Here is a 20,538-nt window from a genome sequence, read left to right as displayed (position 1 = left end):
GCTTCTCTTTTTCAATTATTGTGCTTTTTGTTGTAAATAAACAAAGATTTCGTCTTTTAATAACAGTTTTTCTTTTTTAAGTTGCTCTATATGCACCTCATCAAAACCATTAGCTGATGTCATCACATTAATTTTATCATCTAACTCATTGTGTTTTTTAAATAGACGATCAAACTGTATATCATGACCTTTTAGTGATGTTATTAAGCTTCTATATTCAGGAAACATTGTCACCTCTCTTTATTTTCAAACACTCTTTATTTATACTTAACTCGAATAATTATTCATAGATATAGATCCCATTTTTAATCATTAAAGCTAAAAAACAAGTCTTATTATATATACAAAAACAGATGCCATTAAAAATCACTTCTTACATATCATTGAGTTATAGTTAATAAAGTTCATTTTCTCTTAAAGCATAGATAACAACACCTCTTTTAAATATATTATTTTACATTAAAATAAAAAAATAATTAGACATCAATCGCAATACTGATATGCTTCACAAAAAAATACTCGATCTCTTGTATTTGTCTTAATGTTGTTATAAAGGTTTTTTTCATATCATGGCTACATTGATTAAAAGCACTCAGCTACAAGCAACAAACTTTGCCTATATTGAACTTAGTGAGAAAACATTAAAAAAACAACTTTCTTTATTATTCCCTTTCGCTGGTGCTATCTGTGCCATTATTGCCTTTACTTATTTTGTATCACAACAAGGTCATTATTTTACCGTTGTCGGTATACTCGGCATGACATTATGTTACATCTTAACCGCTTTAAATCGGACCCCATTTTCAGCAACAATTCTTTTTTGGATTTTTTTAATTGCAACTACTCTCGTATGCTCAAGTGGTTTTTATTTTACTGGCGCACGTCATATAAGTAATACCATCGGCTTAACTATTCCACTATTAAGCTTTTTTGCTTTACAAATTAGACCCGCCACTTGGTATAGTGCTATTTTTGGCTTGATCTATATTGTACTGAGCGTATCTGAAATAACCACTAAACAGATGCAAATTTCATCCGCTCTTCAAAATATTTGTGCTTATTCTATTATCTTTGTAATGGCTTTTTTGTTATCTCGCCATCGATATGATGCTATTTTACAAGTTAAAAAAACCACGACTAATGATTTCCTTACTGGGCTATTAAATCGTGAAGGCCTATTACCTTTTTATCAAAGCGAGTCTTCTCGATGTAAGCGTTACCGCCGTGATGTTTCAATGCTATTAATAAACATTGATAAATTCAGGGATGTTAACGACCGCTTCGGCCTTGATGCTGGCGATAAAACATTAATGATGGCTGCAAAATGTCTCCGTGAAATTTGTGATGAAAATATCCATATTGCGCGTTTAAGTAGTCAAGAATTTTGTATCATTATTCCTGATGCTAATATTCAAGCCGCAGAGCAATTTGCACTTAAAATTCGTGATGAAATTAGTCAATGGATATTAGAGTTAACCTCCGGACACCAAATAAAAATCACCGTTAGTATTGGCATTACTAATATTGAATATCAAGATTTTAGATATGACTACATCAAAGCAGAAAGTGCATTGATGAGAGCAAAAAGCTGGGGAGCTAATCAAATAGCAACCTATGAATAGAGAACAATAATGAACAGAATAAAACACTATCAATGGAAATGTTTTAGTATTGAAGAACAGCCTCACTTATTGCCCGATGGTAGAGAAATACCTTTTACCAGCATAAAACATCCAGGTGCCGTTATTATCATTCCTATTGACAGTAATGGTGATCTAATACTTGTTCATCAATATCGCCCTGCCGTGAGCCAATGGTTATTTGAATTTCCAGCAGGTACGCTTGAAGCTAAAGAAGATATTTTTGGTTGTGCACAACGAGAATTAGCAGAAGAAACTAAATTGGAGGCCAGTCAATGGCAACCTCTAGGTCAATTATTACCCGTACCTAGCTTTTGTGATGAAATACAATATCTTTATGTTGCTCAAGGATTATCAGCAACAGATGGTGAACTTGATGATGACGAAATCATTAATGTTGTCACATTATCCGTTAGTGAAATAGAACAAAAAATTGCAGACAATCAAATTCAAGATAATAAAACCTTAGCCGCCTTTCTAAAAGCACGCATCCTTGGTTTCATTTAAGATGACTAACATAATAAACATATTGCGCTATTAGCTAATAAATAGCGCAATATGTTTAAACTAACTCATATCTGAAAAATTACTATTCACACAAACAGATCGCGTTAAACTTCGTTTCAGTTTATAAAAGCATTTTTACGAAATGGTATATCGTGTCTTTCTTACTCGCTTTAATATTTTCTCTTTCATCGAATCTCGATAATTTTGTCATTGGTCTGAGTTATGGCGTCAAAAATGAAAGAATTCCTTTAACTGCTAATGGAATTATTGCATTTATAACTGCATTTATTACCTTTATTTCAATGTTAGGCGGAAAATTAGTAACTCAACTTATTCCTAATTATGTATCGAATGAATTAGGCTCAGCGATCTTTATTTTAATGGGATCTTGGTTCATTGGAAGCGATCTTCTAAAAAAGAAAAAACAACAACAAAAACAACGTACTGCGCTCAATTTCAAAGGTGCAGTAATGTTAGGGTTATTATTATCTATCAATAATATCGGGGTTGGTATTTTAGGCAGTATTACGCATTTAGACATTACACTGGTCGTTACACTTACTTTTATCACCGGCATGTTTCTAACTTATGCAGGTAACCATATTGGCCATAGTGTTATTGGTAATATCGTTGGAAAATATAATGATTTAATTTCAGGTAGTTTACTTATTATTCTAGGTATTTTATCGTTATTATTTAAGTTTTAAGCTACGTTTATTCTGTATGTAAATCCACTAGAAAGCCCAGTAATATACTGGGCAACAATATGCATCATCAATTAGAAACGAATAACCATTACAATCTAATTTGCCAACGTTTAAGCGGCTCATCATGATTAATGCCTACACGCCCCCAGCGATCAACACTATCAATCACCATCACATTCACGCCTTTAGGTAATAATGCTTGTTGCGATGCCGTTAATTTCTTTGTACTTAATAACCATAAGCTGTCATCTTCTGCTAATAACGCCTTCAATTTTTGCTTATCTTTCTCTGTCCATTCTAATTCTGGTATCGTTAGCCTATCAACAACAAATAGCTGATTTCCTGAAGCAAAATCTTCAAGTTCCGTTGACAGTAATATCACAGAATCAATTCCGGCATCAATTAAGACCTGTTGCTGGCTATTAATCAATTTACGAACATCACCCATTAGCTGCTGCTGATTCTTTTCAATTTGTTGTGCTTTTTCAGGCCATAAGCGCTGTAAATCATCACTGACAATGGCGGCCATTCGGCTAAGATTAGTTGGGTTTAGCCATGAATAGATTGACATTGTGCCATCACTTAAACGCAACGCGGCAACACCTTGACCTCGTGGCGAAATAGCTTGTGATGCATCAATTTCAACGATCTTAATATTGCCCTGACGCGCATAAACATACAGTGGGTCTTGTGGCCAAATTGCCCCTAATGTTATTACAACTTGGGCTTTTTCACTGGCTTGCTTCGTTACCACGTCACCTTTAGAGGCAAACCAATTAGGTAATCGTGTCACCCCATAACGTTTAGGCGGTAAAAATGTTGTCGTTATACCCGTATTCTGAGTAAGTTCTGATGCCAACATATAAGTAACAGGTGTTGCTGTTAAAATATCATCAGCATAAACTGCGCTGGTATAACTGACCCCTGCAATAATAATCGCCGCGACAGAAACGGATTTTGCGATCAAACGCATTGGATATTGCTGAACTTTATTCATGTTGATTCCTTAAAAATACAGCGACTACCCTTTACGAATAATGCGATAACAAGTGGCGATTAAAAAGAAAGTAGCAGCAACAATAATAATTGCGGCTCCTGATGGAATCGGTAATTTAAGCTCCATCGGTAGGATAGTACCCACCACACAACTGATAGTGGCTAATAAGGATGACAATAAGACAAAACTGCCCATATTTTTAGTTAGTAAACGTGCCGTTGCCCCAGGAATAAGCAATAAAGCACCGACTAATACCGCGCCCACAATTTTAACGGATGCAATGGTGACAAGCGTTATCATAATAACAAACAGATAGTCATAGAAATTCGTTTTATAACCACGAACACGGGCAATATCAGGGCTAATACAAGTTAACAATATTCGATTAAAAGTGGGTATTAATAACAATATAATCAACCCACAACTTATTGCCAATACCCACAAATCTTGATCGGTTACGGTTAGAATTGAACCAAACAATACATTTTCTAACATATGGATATTAATTTTTCGCGCCACATACATCAGTAATGCCGCACCAACCGCTAACGCCAATGCTAAAAACACGCCAACCAGCGTGTCATAAGGTACATTGGTTCGATTACGGACAAAGTGGAGTAATAACGCAAAAATCATGCAAAAACTGAATAACCCAATAAACGGATTTTCAGGTGGCTCGCCCAACAACACCCCAAGCGCAATGCCTGTTAATGCTGCATGACCGACCGCTTCAGAGAAAAAAGCCAACCGTTTAGCGATCACTAATGTTCCTAAGCCCCCTAATAACGGTCCTAATAACAGCGCAGCAACGATCGCATTAACCATGAATGCATATGAAAAACTGTCACTTAGAAAACCCGCATCAACACCTAATTGTGCCCAATGACGTAATAACTCCATTACGCAACCTCGTGTTGATTCGCCACAATCGGCGCATGACTATAATGATTAAATAACCGTTCAATTTTTTCAGGAACCAACACTTCAGAGTGATGACCAGAATCAACAACAATACGATTAACCACATGTACTTGCGCATCAAGGCGTCGAACGGCGGTTACATCATGATGAACGGCTAATACGGTTTTTCCTTGCGCGACAAATTCATGAATCAAGGACTCTAAATAACGAACCCCTTGCTCATCCATGCCTGTTGTAGGCTCATCAAGCACTAATAAATCAGGATCATCCAATAACGCTTGAGCAAACAAAACCCGTTGTTGTTCGCCACCAGATAATTGCCCCATGCGTCGATCAGCACGATTGGCCATGCCGACACGTTCCAATTGGCTTAATGCAAACAACTTATCTTGTTGACGTTTACGCCAAAACAAAGGAGAACGGGTTAAATTTAATAAAATAAAATCCATCACTGTTAACGGTAAACTTTGTTCAAACATCGCTTTTTGCGGCACATAACCAACTGAGCCGGGTTTACCATTATTGGCAGCATCATCCCATAAAATATCAACATTGCCTTTGAACGGTGTTAAGCCCAAAATTGAGCGTAATAATGATGTTTTCCCTCCGCCATTTGGCCCCATCACCACATGGCATTGCCCTGCTGCAAAACTATGGTTAATGTTAGATAAAATATGATTTTCACCGTATTGCAACTCTAGGTTGGCAATCTCAATCCGAGGGCCAAAACTCATGCTTGATCCTTACTAACAGCAAATTGCATTGCGTCAACTAACGTAGTTAAATTTTGCTGCATTTCGATTTCTACTTTATCCGCTTGATATTGGCCGTGCGTCATATGTGAAAAACGGTATAACTTCACCCCTGTCGCTTTTTCTATGGTGTCGACGTAACGGTTAGGCATATTTAATTCATAAAACAACACATCAATGCCTGATTGCTTTATTTTTTCAATCGTTTCTTGTAGTTGACTGGCACTGGGTTCAACCCCGTGGGCAGGTTCAATTACCGCCGCAACATCAACACCAAATTCTTGTAATAAATACCCGTAAGCATTGTGCGTTGTCGCAACCTTCATACCCGAGGTATCTAGATCACCCAGTGTTAACATTGCTTTACGTTTCATTAATCGAAACTTTTTCGCATAATTTCGAGCATTTTTACGGTATTCAATTGCATTATCAGGATCAAGCTCTGCCAATTTATTCGCAATGGTATACACTTTTTGAATCGTAGTTGATAAACCAACAAAGGTATGAGGGTTTACCGCACCATCACCCACAGACTGCCCCATCGCAGGTAATAAAGGCACATCGTTATTGGCTTTAATCACCACCAAATCATCACGATTAGCCGCAGCAATCACTTTTAGTGCAAAGTCATCATGACCAATACCATTCACAACAATCACATCCATTTGTTTTAAACGACGTAAATCATTAGGTTGTGGTAAATAGTTATGGGGGTTAAACCCCGCATCAACGAGCGGTAAAATATCGGCTTTATCACCAACCACGGCTTTTACATAGCTGTAATATGGTTGCAATGTTATGCCGATAGTTAATTTTTCCGCCGCTGCACTAGAGAAGCTGACAAATAAAGCAACAGCAGTCAGTACCGTTTGAATGACTATTTTCATAATATTTTTACTTCAACGTTAAGAAATGAATACATCGCAAGCTATACACGATAAGTAAAACAAAAGAGATTAATGAGCCAACGCTTGTTTATTACTGTCGTGATTAAACACAATTTGCGTCCAACCACTATCAATCAATTGTTGCGGTTCAAAAACAGCATTGTCGTTAATAACCAGAGGTGTCGTGTCTTGAGAAAGTGCTAACCAAATATCAGGATCCGAACTATTACTGTTCAGAACCACTGACGATGCCCCTTGATCTTCATTGCGGATACCTTGATAAAGTGCGCCACTAAGGTGTTGCCACTGATGACGGCCTTTACGTTCCCAACTTTTATCTTCAATAAATGGTGCTAACCACAGCTCAGATAACTCAGCCATATTGGGCCAATGATTCTGATGATCAATATCACGACTATCTTGATGTAAATTACGGATTTCTTCATGGGCAAGACGCAATTCAGCCACCATTGCGAGTTCTTCTGAACTTAACTCAGTGATCGCTATTTGGTGAGTATCCAATGGCGGTGTTTTTGTTTTATTTTGGTGATACGGTAACAACACCGTGGCAAGTAACAGAATTGAAATGATAATACCGCCAACCCACTTTCCTTCCTTTCCACCATTATTTGAAGGAACGGTTTGACGGATCATTTTTCTTTAATCTCAACAACATCAACTTCTACTGGGCTTTCATGCCCTGAATCAAACACCAAATAGAAATCAGCTTCCGGCTTAGTAAATTCAGCAATAGATCGTTTATCTGTGTTCACTTTGGCAATAAGATTATCGTCGTAATCATACATATTAACTTTGTAATCAACCGCTTTACTGCCATCACTGTAGCTGGTTTCACATGCCACTTTGTCACTTTCAAACCAACAGCTCATTAATGGAAAATGCGCTTGAGCAGCACTTGAAAATAATCCTAACGTTAAGAACGATAACGTGATCATCGGTAAATGATTTTTCATAACAACCTCAAACCTGCCTATATTGTGGGTAGCAGTAATAAATAATGATTAGCGGTAATAAAAAGTGCTGCTTTAATAACAAAAACAGCACCGAGGGTAATTATTTTAGCGATGCTTCAAAAGTGATATGCACGTTAACGTTAGCGGTATCAACCATTGGATCATTGGCAATATCACCACGGTAATTCGCTTTCATAATATAGCGACCCGCCGTTTCAGGCGTAAAGCTCACCTTACCGTCTTTATCACTCACCACATCAATTTGCTGCTGGTGGTTACGGTATAACGTCCCTTCACGGGTTACTTCAGCCACGACACCCGCTTGAGGCTTACCATTAAAATAAAATTGGAAGCTAACAGGCTCACCTTCAACAATATCGGCAGGGTGAGTAATCGGCAATAACTCTAAATATTTCCCCGTAATGTCCATTGCTTTGGTACTTGGCTTACCAACAGTGACATATGTTTCAGCGCGGGTATAACCGACCTGAGTGACAACGTCACGTGATTTAGGTGGTAATACAGCATCACGTTCAACTTTGTTCGCTGCTATCCATTTCACCGTGTCGCGACGGCCTGCTTTATATTGCGTAAAATAAACAGGGGTTTGATTCACTTGAATTTTATGAGTGCCTTGCTCTTCAAAATAGAAGTCAAAAATAGCACGGCGTTTACCCCGAATAGTAAAATTAGGGCGCTCAATACGTCCATCAGGCATGATCACTTCAGCAGTTTCTGTACTTGCTGGCTTATCATAAATAAAGGTGCCGTGTGACGCGGTAACATCAAAAGACAACCAATCGCCACCCTCTTTTGATACGGTAAAATGTGACGGTAATATCCAGCGCGGATGTGCATTCGCCGAGGCTGATACCGCTAATCCTGCAATAACCGCACATGCTAGAGAAAACGCTTTCATTTTGTTATTTTTCATAATGTTACTATTACTCAAAGTTTATAATTAAGTTGAATAGCACCGGTTTCTTCCGTCGGTGCAATAACATGGCTAAACGCGTTTTCGCCTAGCTCGATTTTTTGACGCAAATAATTACGACCACCGTGTTCACGCACAACTTCAACGTAGAAGGTATAATTGCCTTGTTCTACTCGCTGGCCTTTATCATTCAAACCATCCCATACAAAGGTATATTCACCCGCAGGACGGGTTGCAGAAGTTACCGCATCAACTAACTCACGATCATAACGTCCCGCTTTTCGCCACCAGCTACGTAAATCTTTCAACCATTCATCTTTACCCACCCACAACTGCACGGTACGTACAGGTTTTCGATCTGCATCTTCAACCCAAACCGCAACATAAGGACGGGCATACATAGTGGTATCAATAGTCGGTAGTGCAATACTCACCTCTAGTTGCGCCGTTTCTGGAACGGGTTTTGCTATTGCACTGGCCAATGGTGTTAACAATAACGCGACCAATAATGGTTTTTTGATGATGTGAAACACGGTCATAATGAACCTTTAATAAAATCGACAATCAAATACTGGCTTATGGCACAGCAACAATATAAATCAGTAAACTCACCGCAGAACCCAGCCCCATCCATTTCAATGAAGTGCGAAAGGTTTTCTTTTTAGGGATCAATAAGCACACACCAGTTAAAACAAACATCACCATCAATAAGGCGGTAATATCAATAAACCAGCGCCAGACTTCACCACTATTACGCCCTTTATGGAGATCATTAAGCACCGCAATCACACCATAATGGGTACTCTCAATGGTTGCTTGCGCGGTTGTCATATCAATAAACACCGTGGCGTTATAACCCGGGCCTTTATAATCCAGTGAAATTTCACCTTCGACTAACTCATCACCATCGACATCGGTAAAAATATCAATTGCCGATGGCGTTCCACGAACATCACCATGCTTAGCTAAATACGCAATTAATGCTGAACGGTTAGGCGTAAACGGCCCTTTCTCTGAACCCAATAATTCAACAGGAAGTGAAAGCTGTTGTTCAACGATATTCGGTGATTGACTCACAAACAGATGCGGTCGATTTAATGTGATGCCTGTGATAGCAAAAAATAACACCACCAGCATCAGTGCCATTGAAATATAAATATGTAATCGGCGCGCCCATAATTGCACGGCTTTATTTTTTAACACCATCACTAACATCATGCATAAGAGTAACTTGGATAATGATAATTTAATTGATAATCGTTCTTATTGGCATTCAATTTACATTGTTTACGTTGGTTAGAAATGCGTTACAAGAAACAAGGTGCGAGGTGCGAGGTGCGAGGTGCGAGGTGCGAGGTGCGAGGATAATAAAGGCGATAAAAAATAAACCCCTAATAAAAAATCATTAGGGGTAATTTGTAAGATTTAACGTTAATCCATATAGCCCGTCTAATGAGTACGACACTGACGGAAAAGATCTTGCTTCGGTTTATAAACAGACGTATTTACATTCATAATACCTAACATAGAACTAAACACATTATCTTGTGAATAATCCCCTCTCTTGGCATTGTTCGCTATATTCTCAAGACAAGTGAGATTTAAACCGCGATCTTGAGTAAAACTTTTTGAGAACCACATCATCATTGGCACTGTTGTTTGGTATTTAGGCGCTAAACTATAAGGCGTACCATGTAAATACAGCCCACCTTCGCCTAATGATTCTCCATGATCTGAAATATAGAACAATGCCGTGTTGTATTTATCACTGTAACCTTTTAACTGTTGGATCAATTGACTGATCATATAATCGGTATACAAAATAGTATTATCATAGCTATTCACTATTTGTTCTTTGGTGCAGTTTTCAATATCCGAACGCTGGCAATCTGGTTTAAAAAACGCGCGATCTTTAGGGTAACGTTTGTAATATGTTGGCCCATGGCTTCCCATAATATGTAACGTAATAAACTTATTACCCTTCATATTCGCTACTTCTTGATGAAAGTTATTCAATAACGCCATATCAAGACATGATTCGCCATCACATAAAGGATCTGTTGCACTATGGTTTAAGGTTATCTTTTGAATACGATCTCCAGCACCTTTGTCACCACCATCATTTTCTTTCCACAGTATTGAAATACCCGCACGATGCAGAATATCAATAAAGGTATCTTGATTATAAGCAATGGCTTTTTTATAGTTGCTACGATTCATTGCAGAGAACATACACGGCACAGACACAGCGGTTGCCGTTCCACATGAAGTGACATTCTTAAACGAAATCATATTATCAGATTGAGTATATTGATTGGTGGGGCGAGCATAACCGTTGGCTTGATAATTTTGAGAACGTGCGGTTTCACCGAGAACAAACACAAATAAAGTAGGCTTACCATTAGATGTTGCCGTCGTTACCAACTTAGCATCTGTCCCAATTTTTTGATAAGGGATAGGTTTAGTAAAATAGGTTCTATCAATATACTTAATGCCGGTATACACGTAAGACGGATTAATCACGCGATTAAGATATTTATTATTACGCCCTACTGACGCATAATCTTTATAAAACAAAGCCGCAATTAAAATGATGATAAGAATGGATACGACAATTGATATTAATTTATATATTACAAACGTTTTAATAAAAGATTGTTTTTTTATCTTTACACCAATAATAAACAAACAAGGAACAACACCAATAATAATAATAGCGATAAGGCCAGATAAGCTAAAATAGGATGCTGCTTCACCACTATTGGTCTCGAAAATGTTCTCCATCATTCCATAATCAAAAATAATCCCATAATGATATGACGCATAAGCAGTAATAGCTGAAACAAAAGTAAGCACACTAAACAAAACACGCCCAATATAAGGCCATGCTAAAAGTTGGAATATAATATTAAGAGCCGCAATAAGAAATATAGGCAGTGATATTATAAATCCCACACTCACTATCTCTAACTTTGACAGTATTTCATAAAATGTTTGCCATAATGGAATATTTAAAACAATCCCAAAATATATAGCGATACAGAAAACTAAAATATTATAATTCATTTCTTTATTGAAAACAGAAGAAGAACACTTCATTTATTTAACCTAAAATAATAGCATAGCCAAATGTCAGAGAAGACACGTTTTATGCGCACAAGTATACTTATATGCTCATATGAATAATAGCATTAAATAGCTATGCGCAAGAAGTATTTATCTGTATATAAACTACACCAGTAAATAGCTCTATATAGTTTCATGATCAATAACCTGCACCATCTCTTTTGATAACCAGCATTCGTTATTATTATTAAAGAGTTCTAATTTCAGGTAATGATAAAGAATACATATTATTTACTATAAACAGAAAAAAGTATCAGCCTGTCTTATAAATAAGAAAAGCGAGCTCAATGGCTCGCTTTTCTACAAATAACAATCTCTTTAATCATTACAATATCTATTTAAGCACTTACATCTATTTTTCGCATTTGGCCTAAATATTTAATCCAACTTTTCGCCGCAGAAGATGGTTGAATATTATTTGCTTGCTTGGCGTGAATAATCGCTTGATCGAGATTATTCATTTTGTAATAAACCCTAACTTTCGCTAATTCTACCGCAGCCTGTTTGTCTTTACGTTTAACGCGATCTAATTCAACCAAAGCTTGTTTATAATCACCTTCTTGAACTAACAATTGCGCTAACTGCCAACGGTAGTGGTTATCTTTCGCCGCAACTTTTGTCCATAGTTTGATTGCTTTGTTCCATTCCCGTGCCATTTGCCAGTAATTAGCTTGTTCAATTAATAACGTCTTATCACTATTGGCATCTTTCAATGCGGCTATTTGTTCCGCTGCACGTTCTGGAATACCACGTTGAGCATACAATTGGGCTAATACTTTAAGATCTTGCTGACTCAGTGCCACCCCTTGGTATTTAGCTAACTTTAACGTTGCTAAAGCATTAGCGGTTTTACCAGTTCGCATTTGAATACTGGCTAATTGCTGCCACCAAATGAGCTTCGTTGGTTCTAATGCAATTAAACGATTCAGGGTTGCTGATGCACCTTGCCACTGTTTAAGTTGTAACTGTGCCCCAAGCTTAATCGATAACGGTGACATCGTGTCTTTAAGACGATAACCATCATAATGCTTCATCGCGGTTAACACTTGCTGCCACTGCGATTGCTGATAATGCGCTTGAGCAATGCGTAACCACAGCTCATCCCCTTTTTGTTTGGCAGGAATATTTTTGGTTAACTTATAATAATGCGGTAATGCTTGGCTATATTTAGCATCAGACAACAAAATATCCGCCAACATACGCTCAGTCGTCCATGCTTGATCGTCATGCAACAAACCACTGTTTACTGCTTTTGTTAACAAAGAAATAGCTTGTGACTGTTTCCCTTGCTGCCAATAAAACACCCCCAGCATTCGTTGCACATACGCTTTATCGTAAGCAGAACGTGGGTTCATTTCAGCTAACAGTGCAATGGCTTGAGTAAGCTTATCATTTAATTGTAAGTCATTAGCGCGTTGTACCTTGTTGGCTGTCGCTTGTGATAACTGACCACCACTTGCATAAGCATTTGATAATGGCAGTGAAGCCGACAAGGTTAACGCGATAATAAAAGCTAATTTTTTCATTATTGATTTAACCTAAATTCAAGGCGCACTGTCTGCCCTTGTTGTGCCATTGCGGTGCCATTAACAACTTGTGGTTGGTACTTCCACTTGCGTAATGCGCGGATCGCTTCTTTATCAAATAAACGATGGGGCTTGGCATCCATGATCGTAATATCGATTGGTCGACCTTGGGTATCAATGGTAAATTTAAGCACCACATACCCTTCTTTTCCTTGGCGTAAAGCTCGTGCAGGATAACGCGGCTCTGCTCTATAAAGCGGCATCGCCTGTTGCGATTTACCTAATCCGTTACCTATCGCTGCTGCACTACTGAAATCAGTAAATTTAGGCGCATTAACCGCTAAACCATGAATAGACGTATCTAAACCTAAGCTAGGAATAGACGCCATTGGCATCGCTGTTGATGTTGCCGCTTGTGACTGCGACGGTTGCGCTTCAGGTGGCGGCGTTGGCGTTTCTGGCGGTGGTGGTGCAACACGCTGACGACGCTGTGGCGCTTGTTCGTGTTCTACCATTACCATATTAAACGCTAACGGCGGTGCATTATCTTGAGGTTGATGATTACCGTTATCGACCATCCATGCCATCAGTGTAAACAGACCTAAAGCCACCGCGAGCGCCAATGGCAGTGCCATCAATATGCGCATCATTAGTTTTTCTCCGCAGCCAAGGCAATATTTTTGACTCCAGCACCTTTTGCAGCATCCATCACCTTAACGACCGTACCGTTATAAGCATGTTCATCCGCTTGAATCACTAATGCTGCATCAGGTTGTTCCGTTAACATGTGTTCTAAGGTTGCTTGAACGCGTTCAGGATCAACCACTCGCTTATCAATATAAATATCATTTGCAGCAGTGATCGCCACAAAAATACCCGCATCTTTTTGGCTAACCACATGGTTTGCTTGCGGGCGATTCACTTCAACCCCTGATTCACGCACAAAAGAACTAGTAACAATAAAGAAAATCAACATGATGAAAACGATATCTAACATCGAGGTTAAATCTATTTGTGCATCTTCACGCACTGACGAGCGACGGCTGAGTCTCATTGTTGACTCCTTAATGATTTTTCTAATTTCAATTCACGCATTTGACACGCTTTTGCCAATCGAGCATGAATAAACATTCCCGCTAGTGCTGCCACCATGCCCGCCATAGTTGGTAATGTCGCCAGTGAAATTCCTGACGCCATCAATCGCGGTTGGCTACTGCCTTGGGTTGCCATTACATCAAACACTGAAATCATACCCGTAACCGTACCAAGCAAACCTAACATGGGACAAATAGCGACTAACACTTTAATAAAATTAAGGTTTTTGTTTAACGCTATTTTAGCATCACTCAACCAGCCATCTCGAATTGCATGAGCATACCAAGATTGATGATCAGCACGTGCTGCCCATAATGCTATCCATTGTTGCTGTTGTTGTGGAAAGTAAAACACAAGGTAAATAACCCGTTCAAACACCAATAACCACAACACCGCAACCACAGCGGCTAACCACCATAAAATCACACCGCCTTGCGCCATAAAATGCGACAGTGATAACCACCACGTTTGTAATACGCTGCTATCCATTAGGCGGCCTGTTCAGTTGTCATGCCAGAATTTTTAATACCGCTTTGGTCATTTTTCTCGGCTTGTTCCGCCACTAAGCTAATACCTTGTTTTTCAAGGATCATACGAATATTTTCAGCTTGCGAACTTAAAATGTTATGCGCCAATAGCAATGGCATTGCCGCCACTAAGCCTAGAACCGTGGTCACCAGTGCCATTGAAATCCCCCCCGCCATCACTTTTGGATCGCCATTACCAAACTGAGTGATCACTTGGAAGGTTTCAATCATACCTGTTACTGTACCTAGCAAACCTAACATCGGCGCTAACGCAGCAAACAGTTTCAGCATTGACAGGCCTTTTTCTAGCCCTTGTTGTTCATCAACAATCGTTTCTAATAAACGTAATTCTAACGCTTCAACGCTACGGCTTTGTTCTTTGTTATAAACAGCTAAAATATGACCCAGTGGATTATTACCCGGCTTAGAAGGTTGCTTTAGCTGTGCTTTGATTTGTTGACGAATAATGGCTAATTTCACACCACGAAAAATCGCAATACCTGCACCAATAGCTAATAGCAATAGAATGATTTTACCAACCGCGCCACCTGCTTGCAGACGATCCATTAATGTCGGTGCTTGGGCTAATTGCTCTAGCATCACCCCACGTGAAGGATCGACCACCAGCATGTCATTGCCCGTAGAGATTAATTGATCATAATCAGCCAATGTCGGTGCATGTTCAGGTTGCTGTAAATACGCCATTGCTACATGTTGGCTGCCATCCCAACGTAAATAACCATTGTCGCCGACTAAGCCAATACTGCCTAAACGCAATGCCTGAATATCACTTTGTTCACCATCACCGTTAATATATGGCACGGTGACTTTAGCAATTTGCCCGCTCGCAACGATCTGATCAGTCATTGCTTGCCATAAACCTTGCAATTGCACCATTGATGGTAAGACTTTCGCCGCGACAATCTCATTCACAACGGCATTATCTTGGCTGTTATCAATCGCGGTTACAGCATATTGTTGTTCAGCTTGTACTTCTTTGGCGGTTTGACGTACAACACCAAATAACTCGCCTAAGCTGCCGCTTTCTAATCGTAATTGTTGTTCTAACGTCGCTAAACGTTGTTCATTCGCACTAAAGGTTGTACTTAATACTTCTGTGGCAGCCTTTAATTTATTACGCTCAGTAAGTAACGCATTGTATTGCGCTTTAATATTATGATGAGTGCTATTAAAACCCGCTTCACGTTGCACATTATGCTGAGCCTGCTGGCTATGCTCTTGCTGGGCTTGTTTTACTACCGATTCGGCATTAACAGTCAATGGCAAACTTGCGATACATAATGCGGCAACTAACGTTTTTAATTTCATGTTATTTACTCTCTACGTTAGTTGATACGCCTGAAACAGGTAAGATAATTAAGCTGGGTGCTGCTTGGTTATCAGCAATCGCAAACGCTTTATCGATGTTTGCACCATCACTTGCATCAACAGGCTGCCATTGTTTAGCGGCTGTATTCCAACTCCAGTAATGGCTACCATTTAAACTTCGAGCCACCAAGGCAATGCGACCTAAATGCAACACATTCACTTCAATCATTTTATTGTCAGCAAGGGTGATTTTCGCTTGGTAAGCAGCAAGCTTGGTGCCGTAATCCATTTCAATTTGGTAGGCTTCTAAAATACGACGGAATTTTTCAGCATCGCTAATATCAGCTTGTGACATCATGGTTTCAAGTTTACCCACTCGTACCAAACGGGCTTGGCGTTTAATTGGCTTATCGTTCTCAACAATGGTCTTCAAGCCATCAATCATTTGGTACATCAATGGCACCACACCTTGACGAGTCTGCTTAATGTCGGTGATTTGTTGATCAATAGACGTCACTTCTTGCGCCTGATTTTTAACCAACCGCGCTAAGTGATCATGATAAACCGTTAAGTTTTTCACTTCTTCTTGCAGTTGTTCCATGCTGGCCTTCATTGCCAATGCAGAATCTGCACTTTTATCGATCTTATTCTGACTCACAGCAGATGCGGTATTGGTACTATTTTCAATCGAACGCGCATTATCAAGATTAGAAGCGTGAGCACCCGTAGTGACGCTGAGAATAACAATAGCCAGGCTAGTTTTAATAAAATTCATAATATTTAATCAATCGTTATCTGTAATAACCAAAAAAAACAAAAAAGAGAATGTTAAAAATAAAAAGTATCCAAGATTGGCGAACTATAAACAATAACTATTATGATTAACAGTTTATAGGCCACCACATTCAGATCACAACAAGGGGAAGTTAATACTTCCCCTTAAATATTCAACTACTTATTAATACTTAAATTCAATGGTTGCCATAAAGTTACGCCCTTCACCAAGCGTTACACCTGTTGCGCCCACATAGTCTTTGCTGGTTGAACCGCCACCCGCCATGTAATCAGTATCAAATAAATTCTCTACATTTACACGACCAATGATATCCAATTTACCGTCATATTTATAAGTATGAGCGACACCCACATCAACACGGGTATAACCGTCTTTCTTAAAGGTATTAGCGGCATCACCAAAACGTGAACCTTCATAGATAACCCCAAGGTTGACATCTGTCGCCTGTGTCACGTTATAGGTTGACCACACACTTGCTGCAAACTCAGGCACATCAACAGGACGATTACCTTCATAATTCTGATCTTTAGTGTATTCCGCATCAAGGTACATTGCAGAAGCATTCATGCTTAGTTTATCAGTAATGTTACCTTGTAACGCAAACTCCACACCATTATGTACCCGTTCGCCCGCTTGGGTTAGTGTTTGATTATTATCAGGTCCAACGGCAATCTTTGAATTTTCTTGCGTAATATTAAATACTGCGGCTGTTGCAAATAAACGCTTATTCAATAATTCCCACTTCGTGCCTAGCTCATATTGCTTACCACGTAGAGGATCAAGGTTATCTCCCGCATTAGTGTAATCAGATGACACCACCCCTTGAGGCTCAAAACTTTCAGAATATGCTAAGTAAATAGAGCCATTCTCTGCGGGGTGGTAAATTGCGGCTAATTTAGGTGATACCGCTTCTTCAGCAATGCCACTCTTCACTTGACGATCAAAACGTATGCCAGCCAGCACTTGCCAGTTATCATTCAAGGTGATCATATCTTGCGCATAGAAACCCCAAGCATCGTATGAAGAATTTGATACTTTCGGATCTTTATTTGAATACACAGGTGCGGGTGTTGTTTGACCCGGCTTAACATCCACGGAATCAAATGAACGCTGGAAACGATCGTAGCTATAACCTAACCAGTTTGCACCCACTAATAACTGATGTTGCATGCCTAACGTATCAAACTCACCCACAAAATCGGTGTAAGCTGTTTTAAATGCCCACTCATCATGGCGATCACTACCACCTTGTTTAATAGTGTCATTTTCTTCAAACTTACTAAAATCAGGGTAGCTTTCTTTGTCATTACGCACAAAATCTTGGTAGTTAAAGCCCGTATTTAATGCCCATGTATCAGTTAACTGTGCTTTTACATCAAAACCTGTATTTTGAACATCGTTATCAATTTTAGACCATTGGGCATCCCATACATGATCTCGACCCATTACCGGCTTGCCATCGACAATATACGCACCGGAATCCACACTGCCCTTATCTTGAGTACGATCATAATGCAGTGACACCGTCACGTTATCGTTAACATCATAATCAAGGAACATACCACCAACAAAGCGATCCGTTGATGGCGTAGAACCATCACTAAACTTACGCCATGAATCGTAATCTTCTTTCGCTAATACCACGCGTCCACGTAATGTTTGATCGGCATTTAGCGAACCACTGACATCTAACACACTGCGGGTATGATTATTGGAACCTACATCTTGACTGAAATTCATTTGTGTTTCATAGGTTGGCTTCTTTGACACCATGTTAACTAAGCCACCGGGTGCTGATTGCCCATAAAGCAAACCCGCAGGGCCTTTCATTACTTCAACACGCTCTAATAACTCAACCGGTTGGCGGTAATGCGACCAATGCTGGTGGCCATCACGTAAGAAACCACTACTACTGCCTAACTCAAAACCACGTAAAGAAAAACGTTCACGGTTACGACTGGTGCCACCCGCTGAAATACTGGCATCGTTTTGTAACACTTCACCTAGCGTACTTGCACGTTGCTCATCAATTAGCTTCTCATCGATAACGGCAACTTGTCCTGGAGTTTCTAATTGGGTCATCTCCATTCGCATTGCGGTCGAATTCGTGTCAGCCTTATAGCCATAATCACGTCCAGTGACCACCATATGCTCATCGGTGTCTGTCATTTCTGCATGAGCCATCGGCGCTGATAATAGCGCACCAATCAATAGTGTTAGCTGACTTTTAGAAAACATATTCCGTTATCTCCAATTACCGTATCTTTGAGAATAAAACCAATTGAATCGTGTTGTAACTTAATACCGCATCTTTAAAAGCGAACCTCTGTAGGCCTTTAAAGATACTCAATATCAGCATCAACTCACCGTTCAAGTCGTCTTGATTGTTTGCCACCATCAAATGATGCCGTCAAACTCAGAACAGGAATATAAGTGATAACCATTACCATTTGCATTTAAATTTACATTCTTTGCATTCGTGAATTTTTTGTCAACAAATACAATTGATAATCAATTCACTATCAATAAATACAATCTATTCTCAAATCAGGCAGTATTCGTCCTCTAATAACTATTAATTATTCCGTACTCAATACTGTTTTTTCGAAGACATTTAGAACAAACGAGCGTATAATTCGGCCGTTTTTATTGATTTCTGCGGTATTAAAAGTGACTCAATTAAGTCTTGAAGCTATTCATCAACAACTAGAAGAACGCAATTTTATTGCCGAGAAAGTCCGTATTGTAACGGTAGAGGCAATGGATCCTGAGGTATTAGCAGCCTGTACTACGACTGAAAATGAAACATTCTATAATAGTTATATGAATGTGATTTATTGTCGTGGTGAGCGCTATGTTTTAGGTTATCGCTGTAATGAAGCAACAATCATTGACCAAGCGATTATTTTTAAAGATGGTAAGTATTACGATCCTACTTTACAGGCAAATGGCGAAGGTGAATTTAGCCCTTATCCCTTTGCAATCTTAGCGGAATTTAAAGTCTTTGACATGATGACTCATGCTAAAAACAATAAAGACTTCCCGCCTGATATAGACTTCTTATTTACACGTAAGAAGCACTTCAAAAACGTTATTCGATAGTTCTATCTGTACCCGTTATTAAATTTTTAGTAACGGGTATTTCTTTTAACCTTTATCACTCTATAAATTCAACATAATTTATCATATCCCCTCTACTTTATATAATGGCATAACCTGTTTCATAGTTGATACGCCATAAGCAAATAAGTGCACAAAAAATCCATTCAGCCTATCAAACACTTGAGAATAACCACAATAAATGTACTATTTTGATATACACCGTTTTATATTGGACATCAGTATATGGATCAGGCAAAAGGATTAAGAAATTACTTTGTAGACAATAAACGTCAGGATATTTTTATACAGCAAGAGCACGTTCGACAATTAATCATTCAAAAACAAGACAAAGCTAAAATCACAGCCAGTCTCATTGAATTAGAAAAAGCGTGGATCGAATTTGAACATGAGAATAATCAGTAAACAGCATGTAACTAACAACATAAAGTCCAGCGAATGGTGGACTTTATGGTTAACCTTTTGATGTAAATCTAACCGCTTCACCCCTCCATTCAATTTATCGTTATGCCCTTCCTGTTTAATAATCTACCAGTACGGTAGTTAACATTTACAAGCTCAAAGCCAATCGCATTGAATGTTGCTAAGCTGCCTGTGCGGCAGTGAACATCCCGAACTAATACATCAGGCTCGTCGTATCTTTCTAAGCTGCCTGTGCGGCAGTGAACGGATATTCGCAAGAACAGTACGACATGGTCTG

The 20,538-nt window shown here is 39.0% G+C and carries 23 protein-coding genes and 1 CRISPR repeat array (1 of these 24 cut by a window edge); of the genes, 5 read left to right on the top strand and 18 right to left on the bottom strand.

Going from position 1 to position 20,538, the window contains the following annotated elements; all coding sequences use genetic code 11:
- Window positions 1-15: 15 nt before the first annotated feature.
- Complete coding sequence (locus CIK00_RS12385) at window positions 16-228, bottom strand: YdcH family protein (RefSeq protein ID WP_101769157.1); 213 nt, start codon at window positions 226-228, stop codon at window positions 16-18.
- Between the two features lie 341 nt (window positions 229-569).
- On the opposite strand from CIK00_RS12385, the gene CIK00_RS12380 reads away from it, so the two are divergent.
- The 3 genes from CIK00_RS12380 (at window position 570) to CIK00_RS12370 (ending at window position 2,854) form a co-directional block, all read left to right on the top strand.
- Window positions 570-1,622, top strand: coding sequence for a GGDEF domain-containing protein (locus CIK00_RS12380; protein WP_101769156.1), 1,053 nt, complete (start codon window positions 570-572; stop codon window positions 1,620-1,622).
- A gap of 9 nt (window positions 1,623-1,631) precedes the next feature.
- Window positions 1,632-2,147: an NUDIX hydrolase gene (locus CIK00_RS12375; RefSeq protein ID WP_101769155.1), complete on the top strand. Its 516-nt coding sequence runs from the start codon at window positions 1,632-1,634 to the stop codon at window positions 2,145-2,147.
- A 152-nt stretch (window positions 2,148-2,299) separates the two neighbouring features.
- Window positions 2,300-2,854 (top strand): manganese efflux pump MntP, encoded by a 555-nt coding sequence (locus tag CIK00_RS12370; RefSeq protein WP_101769154.1) that lies wholly within the window; start codon window positions 2,300-2,302, stop codon window positions 2,852-2,854.
- An 88-nt stretch (window positions 2,855-2,942) separates the two neighbouring features.
- On the opposite strand, the gene CIK00_RS12365 is transcribed toward CIK00_RS12370, so the two are convergent.
- The 17 genes from CIK00_RS12365 to CIK00_RS12285 all read right to left on the bottom strand — a co-directional run bounded on the left by CIK00_RS12365 (window position 2,943) and on the right by CIK00_RS12285 (window position 18,956).
- The gene (locus CIK00_RS12365) at window positions 2,943-3,851 is read right to left on the bottom strand and encodes a metal ABC transporter substrate-binding protein (protein ID WP_101769153.1); all 909 of its coding nucleotides are present in this window, start codon (window positions 3,849-3,851) and stop codon (window positions 2,943-2,945) included.
- Window positions 3,852-3,875: 24 nt separating this feature from the next.
- Window positions 3,876-4,751, bottom strand: a complete 876-nt coding sequence (locus CIK00_RS12360) for a metal ABC transporter permease (RefSeq protein WP_101769152.1) — start codon at window positions 4,749-4,751, stop codon at window positions 3,876-3,878.
- Window positions 4,751-5,506 carry a metal ABC transporter ATP-binding protein gene (locus CIK00_RS12355; RefSeq protein WP_101769151.1) on the bottom strand — a complete coding sequence of 252 codons (756 nt, stop codon included), beginning with the start codon at window positions 5,504-5,506 and terminating at the stop codon, window positions 4,751-4,753. The genes CIK00_RS12360 and CIK00_RS12355 overlap by 1 nt, the downstream gene beginning before the upstream one ends.
- Entirely contained in the window at window positions 5,503-6,411 is a 909-nt protein-coding gene (locus CIK00_RS12350) for a metal ABC transporter solute-binding protein, Zn/Mn family (protein WP_101769150.1), read from the bottom strand. The genes CIK00_RS12355 and CIK00_RS12350 overlap by 4 nt, the downstream gene beginning before the upstream one ends.
- A 69-nt stretch (window positions 6,412-6,480) precedes the next feature.
- Complete coding sequence (locus CIK00_RS12345) at window positions 6,481-7,065, bottom strand: DUF6162 family protein (protein WP_101769149.1); 585 nt, start codon at window positions 7,063-7,065, stop codon at window positions 6,481-6,483.
- A complete protein-coding gene (locus CIK00_RS12340; RefSeq protein WP_167388551.1) occupies window positions 7,062-7,385 on the bottom strand; it encodes a hypothetical protein in 324 nt (107 codons plus the stop codon). Before CIK00_RS12340 ends, CIK00_RS12345 begins: the two co-directional genes overlap by 4 nt.
- A gap of 100 nt (window positions 7,386-7,485) precedes the next feature.
- Entirely contained in the window at window positions 7,486-8,322 is an 837-nt protein-coding gene (locus CIK00_RS12335) for a DUF4198 domain-containing protein (RefSeq protein WP_197076368.1), read from the bottom strand.
- A gap of 11 nt (window positions 8,323-8,333) precedes the next feature.
- Entirely contained in the window at window positions 8,334-8,858 is a 525-nt protein-coding gene (locus CIK00_RS12330; RefSeq protein WP_101769148.1) for a DUF2271 domain-containing protein, read from the bottom strand.
- A gap of 37 nt (window positions 8,859-8,895) precedes the next feature.
- Window positions 8,896-9,525, bottom strand: coding sequence for a PepSY-associated TM helix domain-containing protein (locus CIK00_RS12325; RefSeq protein WP_101769184.1), 630 nt, complete (start codon window positions 9,523-9,525; stop codon window positions 8,896-8,898).
- Window positions 9,526-9,768: 243 nt separating this feature from the next.
- Window positions 9,769-11,418 (bottom strand): phosphoethanolamine transferase, encoded by a 1,650-nt coding sequence (locus CIK00_RS12320; protein WP_101769147.1) that lies wholly within the window; start codon window positions 11,416-11,418, stop codon window positions 9,769-9,771.
- 365 nt (window positions 11,419-11,783) lie between these two features.
- Complete coding sequence (locus tag CIK00_RS12315) at window positions 11,784-12,971, bottom strand: tetratricopeptide repeat protein (protein ID WP_101769146.1); 1,188 nt, start codon at window positions 12,969-12,971, stop codon at window positions 11,784-11,786.
- A complete protein-coding gene (locus tag CIK00_RS12310) occupies window positions 12,971-13,621 on the bottom strand; it encodes an energy transducer TonB (protein WP_101769145.1) in 651 nt (216 codons plus the stop codon). Before CIK00_RS12310 ends, CIK00_RS12315 begins: the two co-directional genes overlap by 1 nt.
- Window positions 13,621-14,025 (bottom strand): ExbD/TolR family protein, encoded by a 405-nt coding sequence (locus tag CIK00_RS12305; RefSeq protein WP_101769144.1) that lies wholly within the window; start codon window positions 14,023-14,025, stop codon window positions 13,621-13,623. Before CIK00_RS12305 ends, CIK00_RS12310 begins: the two co-directional genes overlap by 1 nt.
- Window positions 14,022-14,555: a MotA/TolQ/ExbB proton channel family protein gene (locus CIK00_RS12300; protein ID WP_045037744.1), complete on the bottom strand. Its 534-nt coding sequence runs from the start codon at window positions 14,553-14,555 to the stop codon at window positions 14,022-14,024. Before CIK00_RS12300 ends, CIK00_RS12305 begins: the two co-directional genes overlap by 4 nt.
- Window positions 14,555-15,922: a MotA/TolQ/ExbB proton channel family protein gene (locus CIK00_RS12295; RefSeq protein WP_101769143.1), complete on the bottom strand. Its 1,368-nt coding sequence runs from the start codon at window positions 15,920-15,922 to the stop codon at window positions 14,555-14,557. The genes CIK00_RS12300 and CIK00_RS12295 overlap by 1 nt, the downstream gene beginning before the upstream one ends.
- Window position 15,923: 1 nt before the next feature.
- Window positions 15,924-16,697, bottom strand: coding sequence for a DUF3450 domain-containing protein (locus CIK00_RS12290; protein ID WP_101769142.1), 774 nt, complete (start codon window positions 16,695-16,697; stop codon window positions 15,924-15,926).
- A 183-nt stretch (window positions 16,698-16,880) separates the two neighbouring features.
- Window positions 16,881-18,956 (bottom strand): TonB-dependent siderophore receptor, encoded by a 2,076-nt coding sequence (locus CIK00_RS12285; protein WP_101769141.1) that lies wholly within the window; start codon window positions 18,954-18,956, stop codon window positions 16,881-16,883.
- Between the two features lie 432 nt (window positions 18,957-19,388).
- Between CIK00_RS12285 and CIK00_RS12280 the strand changes: the two genes are divergently transcribed.
- Together CIK00_RS12280 and CIK00_RS12275 are read left to right on the top strand one after the other, a co-directional pair.
- The gene (locus CIK00_RS12280) at window positions 19,389-19,820 is read left to right on the top strand and encodes a hypothetical protein (protein ID WP_101769183.1); all 432 of its coding nucleotides are present in this window, start codon (window positions 19,389-19,391) and stop codon (window positions 19,818-19,820) included.
- Window positions 19,821-20,063: 243 nt separating this feature from the next.
- Window positions 20,064-20,243 (top strand): hypothetical protein, encoded by a 180-nt coding sequence (locus CIK00_RS12275; protein WP_045037740.1) that lies wholly within the window; start codon window positions 20,064-20,066, stop codon window positions 20,241-20,243.
- A 175-nt stretch (window positions 20,244-20,418) separates the two neighbouring features.
- Window positions 20,419-20,538: direct repeats of the CRISPR family, unit length 28 nt; unit sequence TTTCTAAGCTGCCTGTGCGGCAGTGAAC; it runs 1,109 nt beyond the window's last position.

Origin of the sequence: Photobacterium carnosum (assembly GCF_002849605.1) — a bacterium.
GTDB lineage: Bacteria > Pseudomonadota > Gammaproteobacteria > Enterobacterales > Vibrionaceae > Photobacterium > Photobacterium carnosum.
This window is presented reverse-complemented; position numbering and strand designations above follow the sequence as displayed.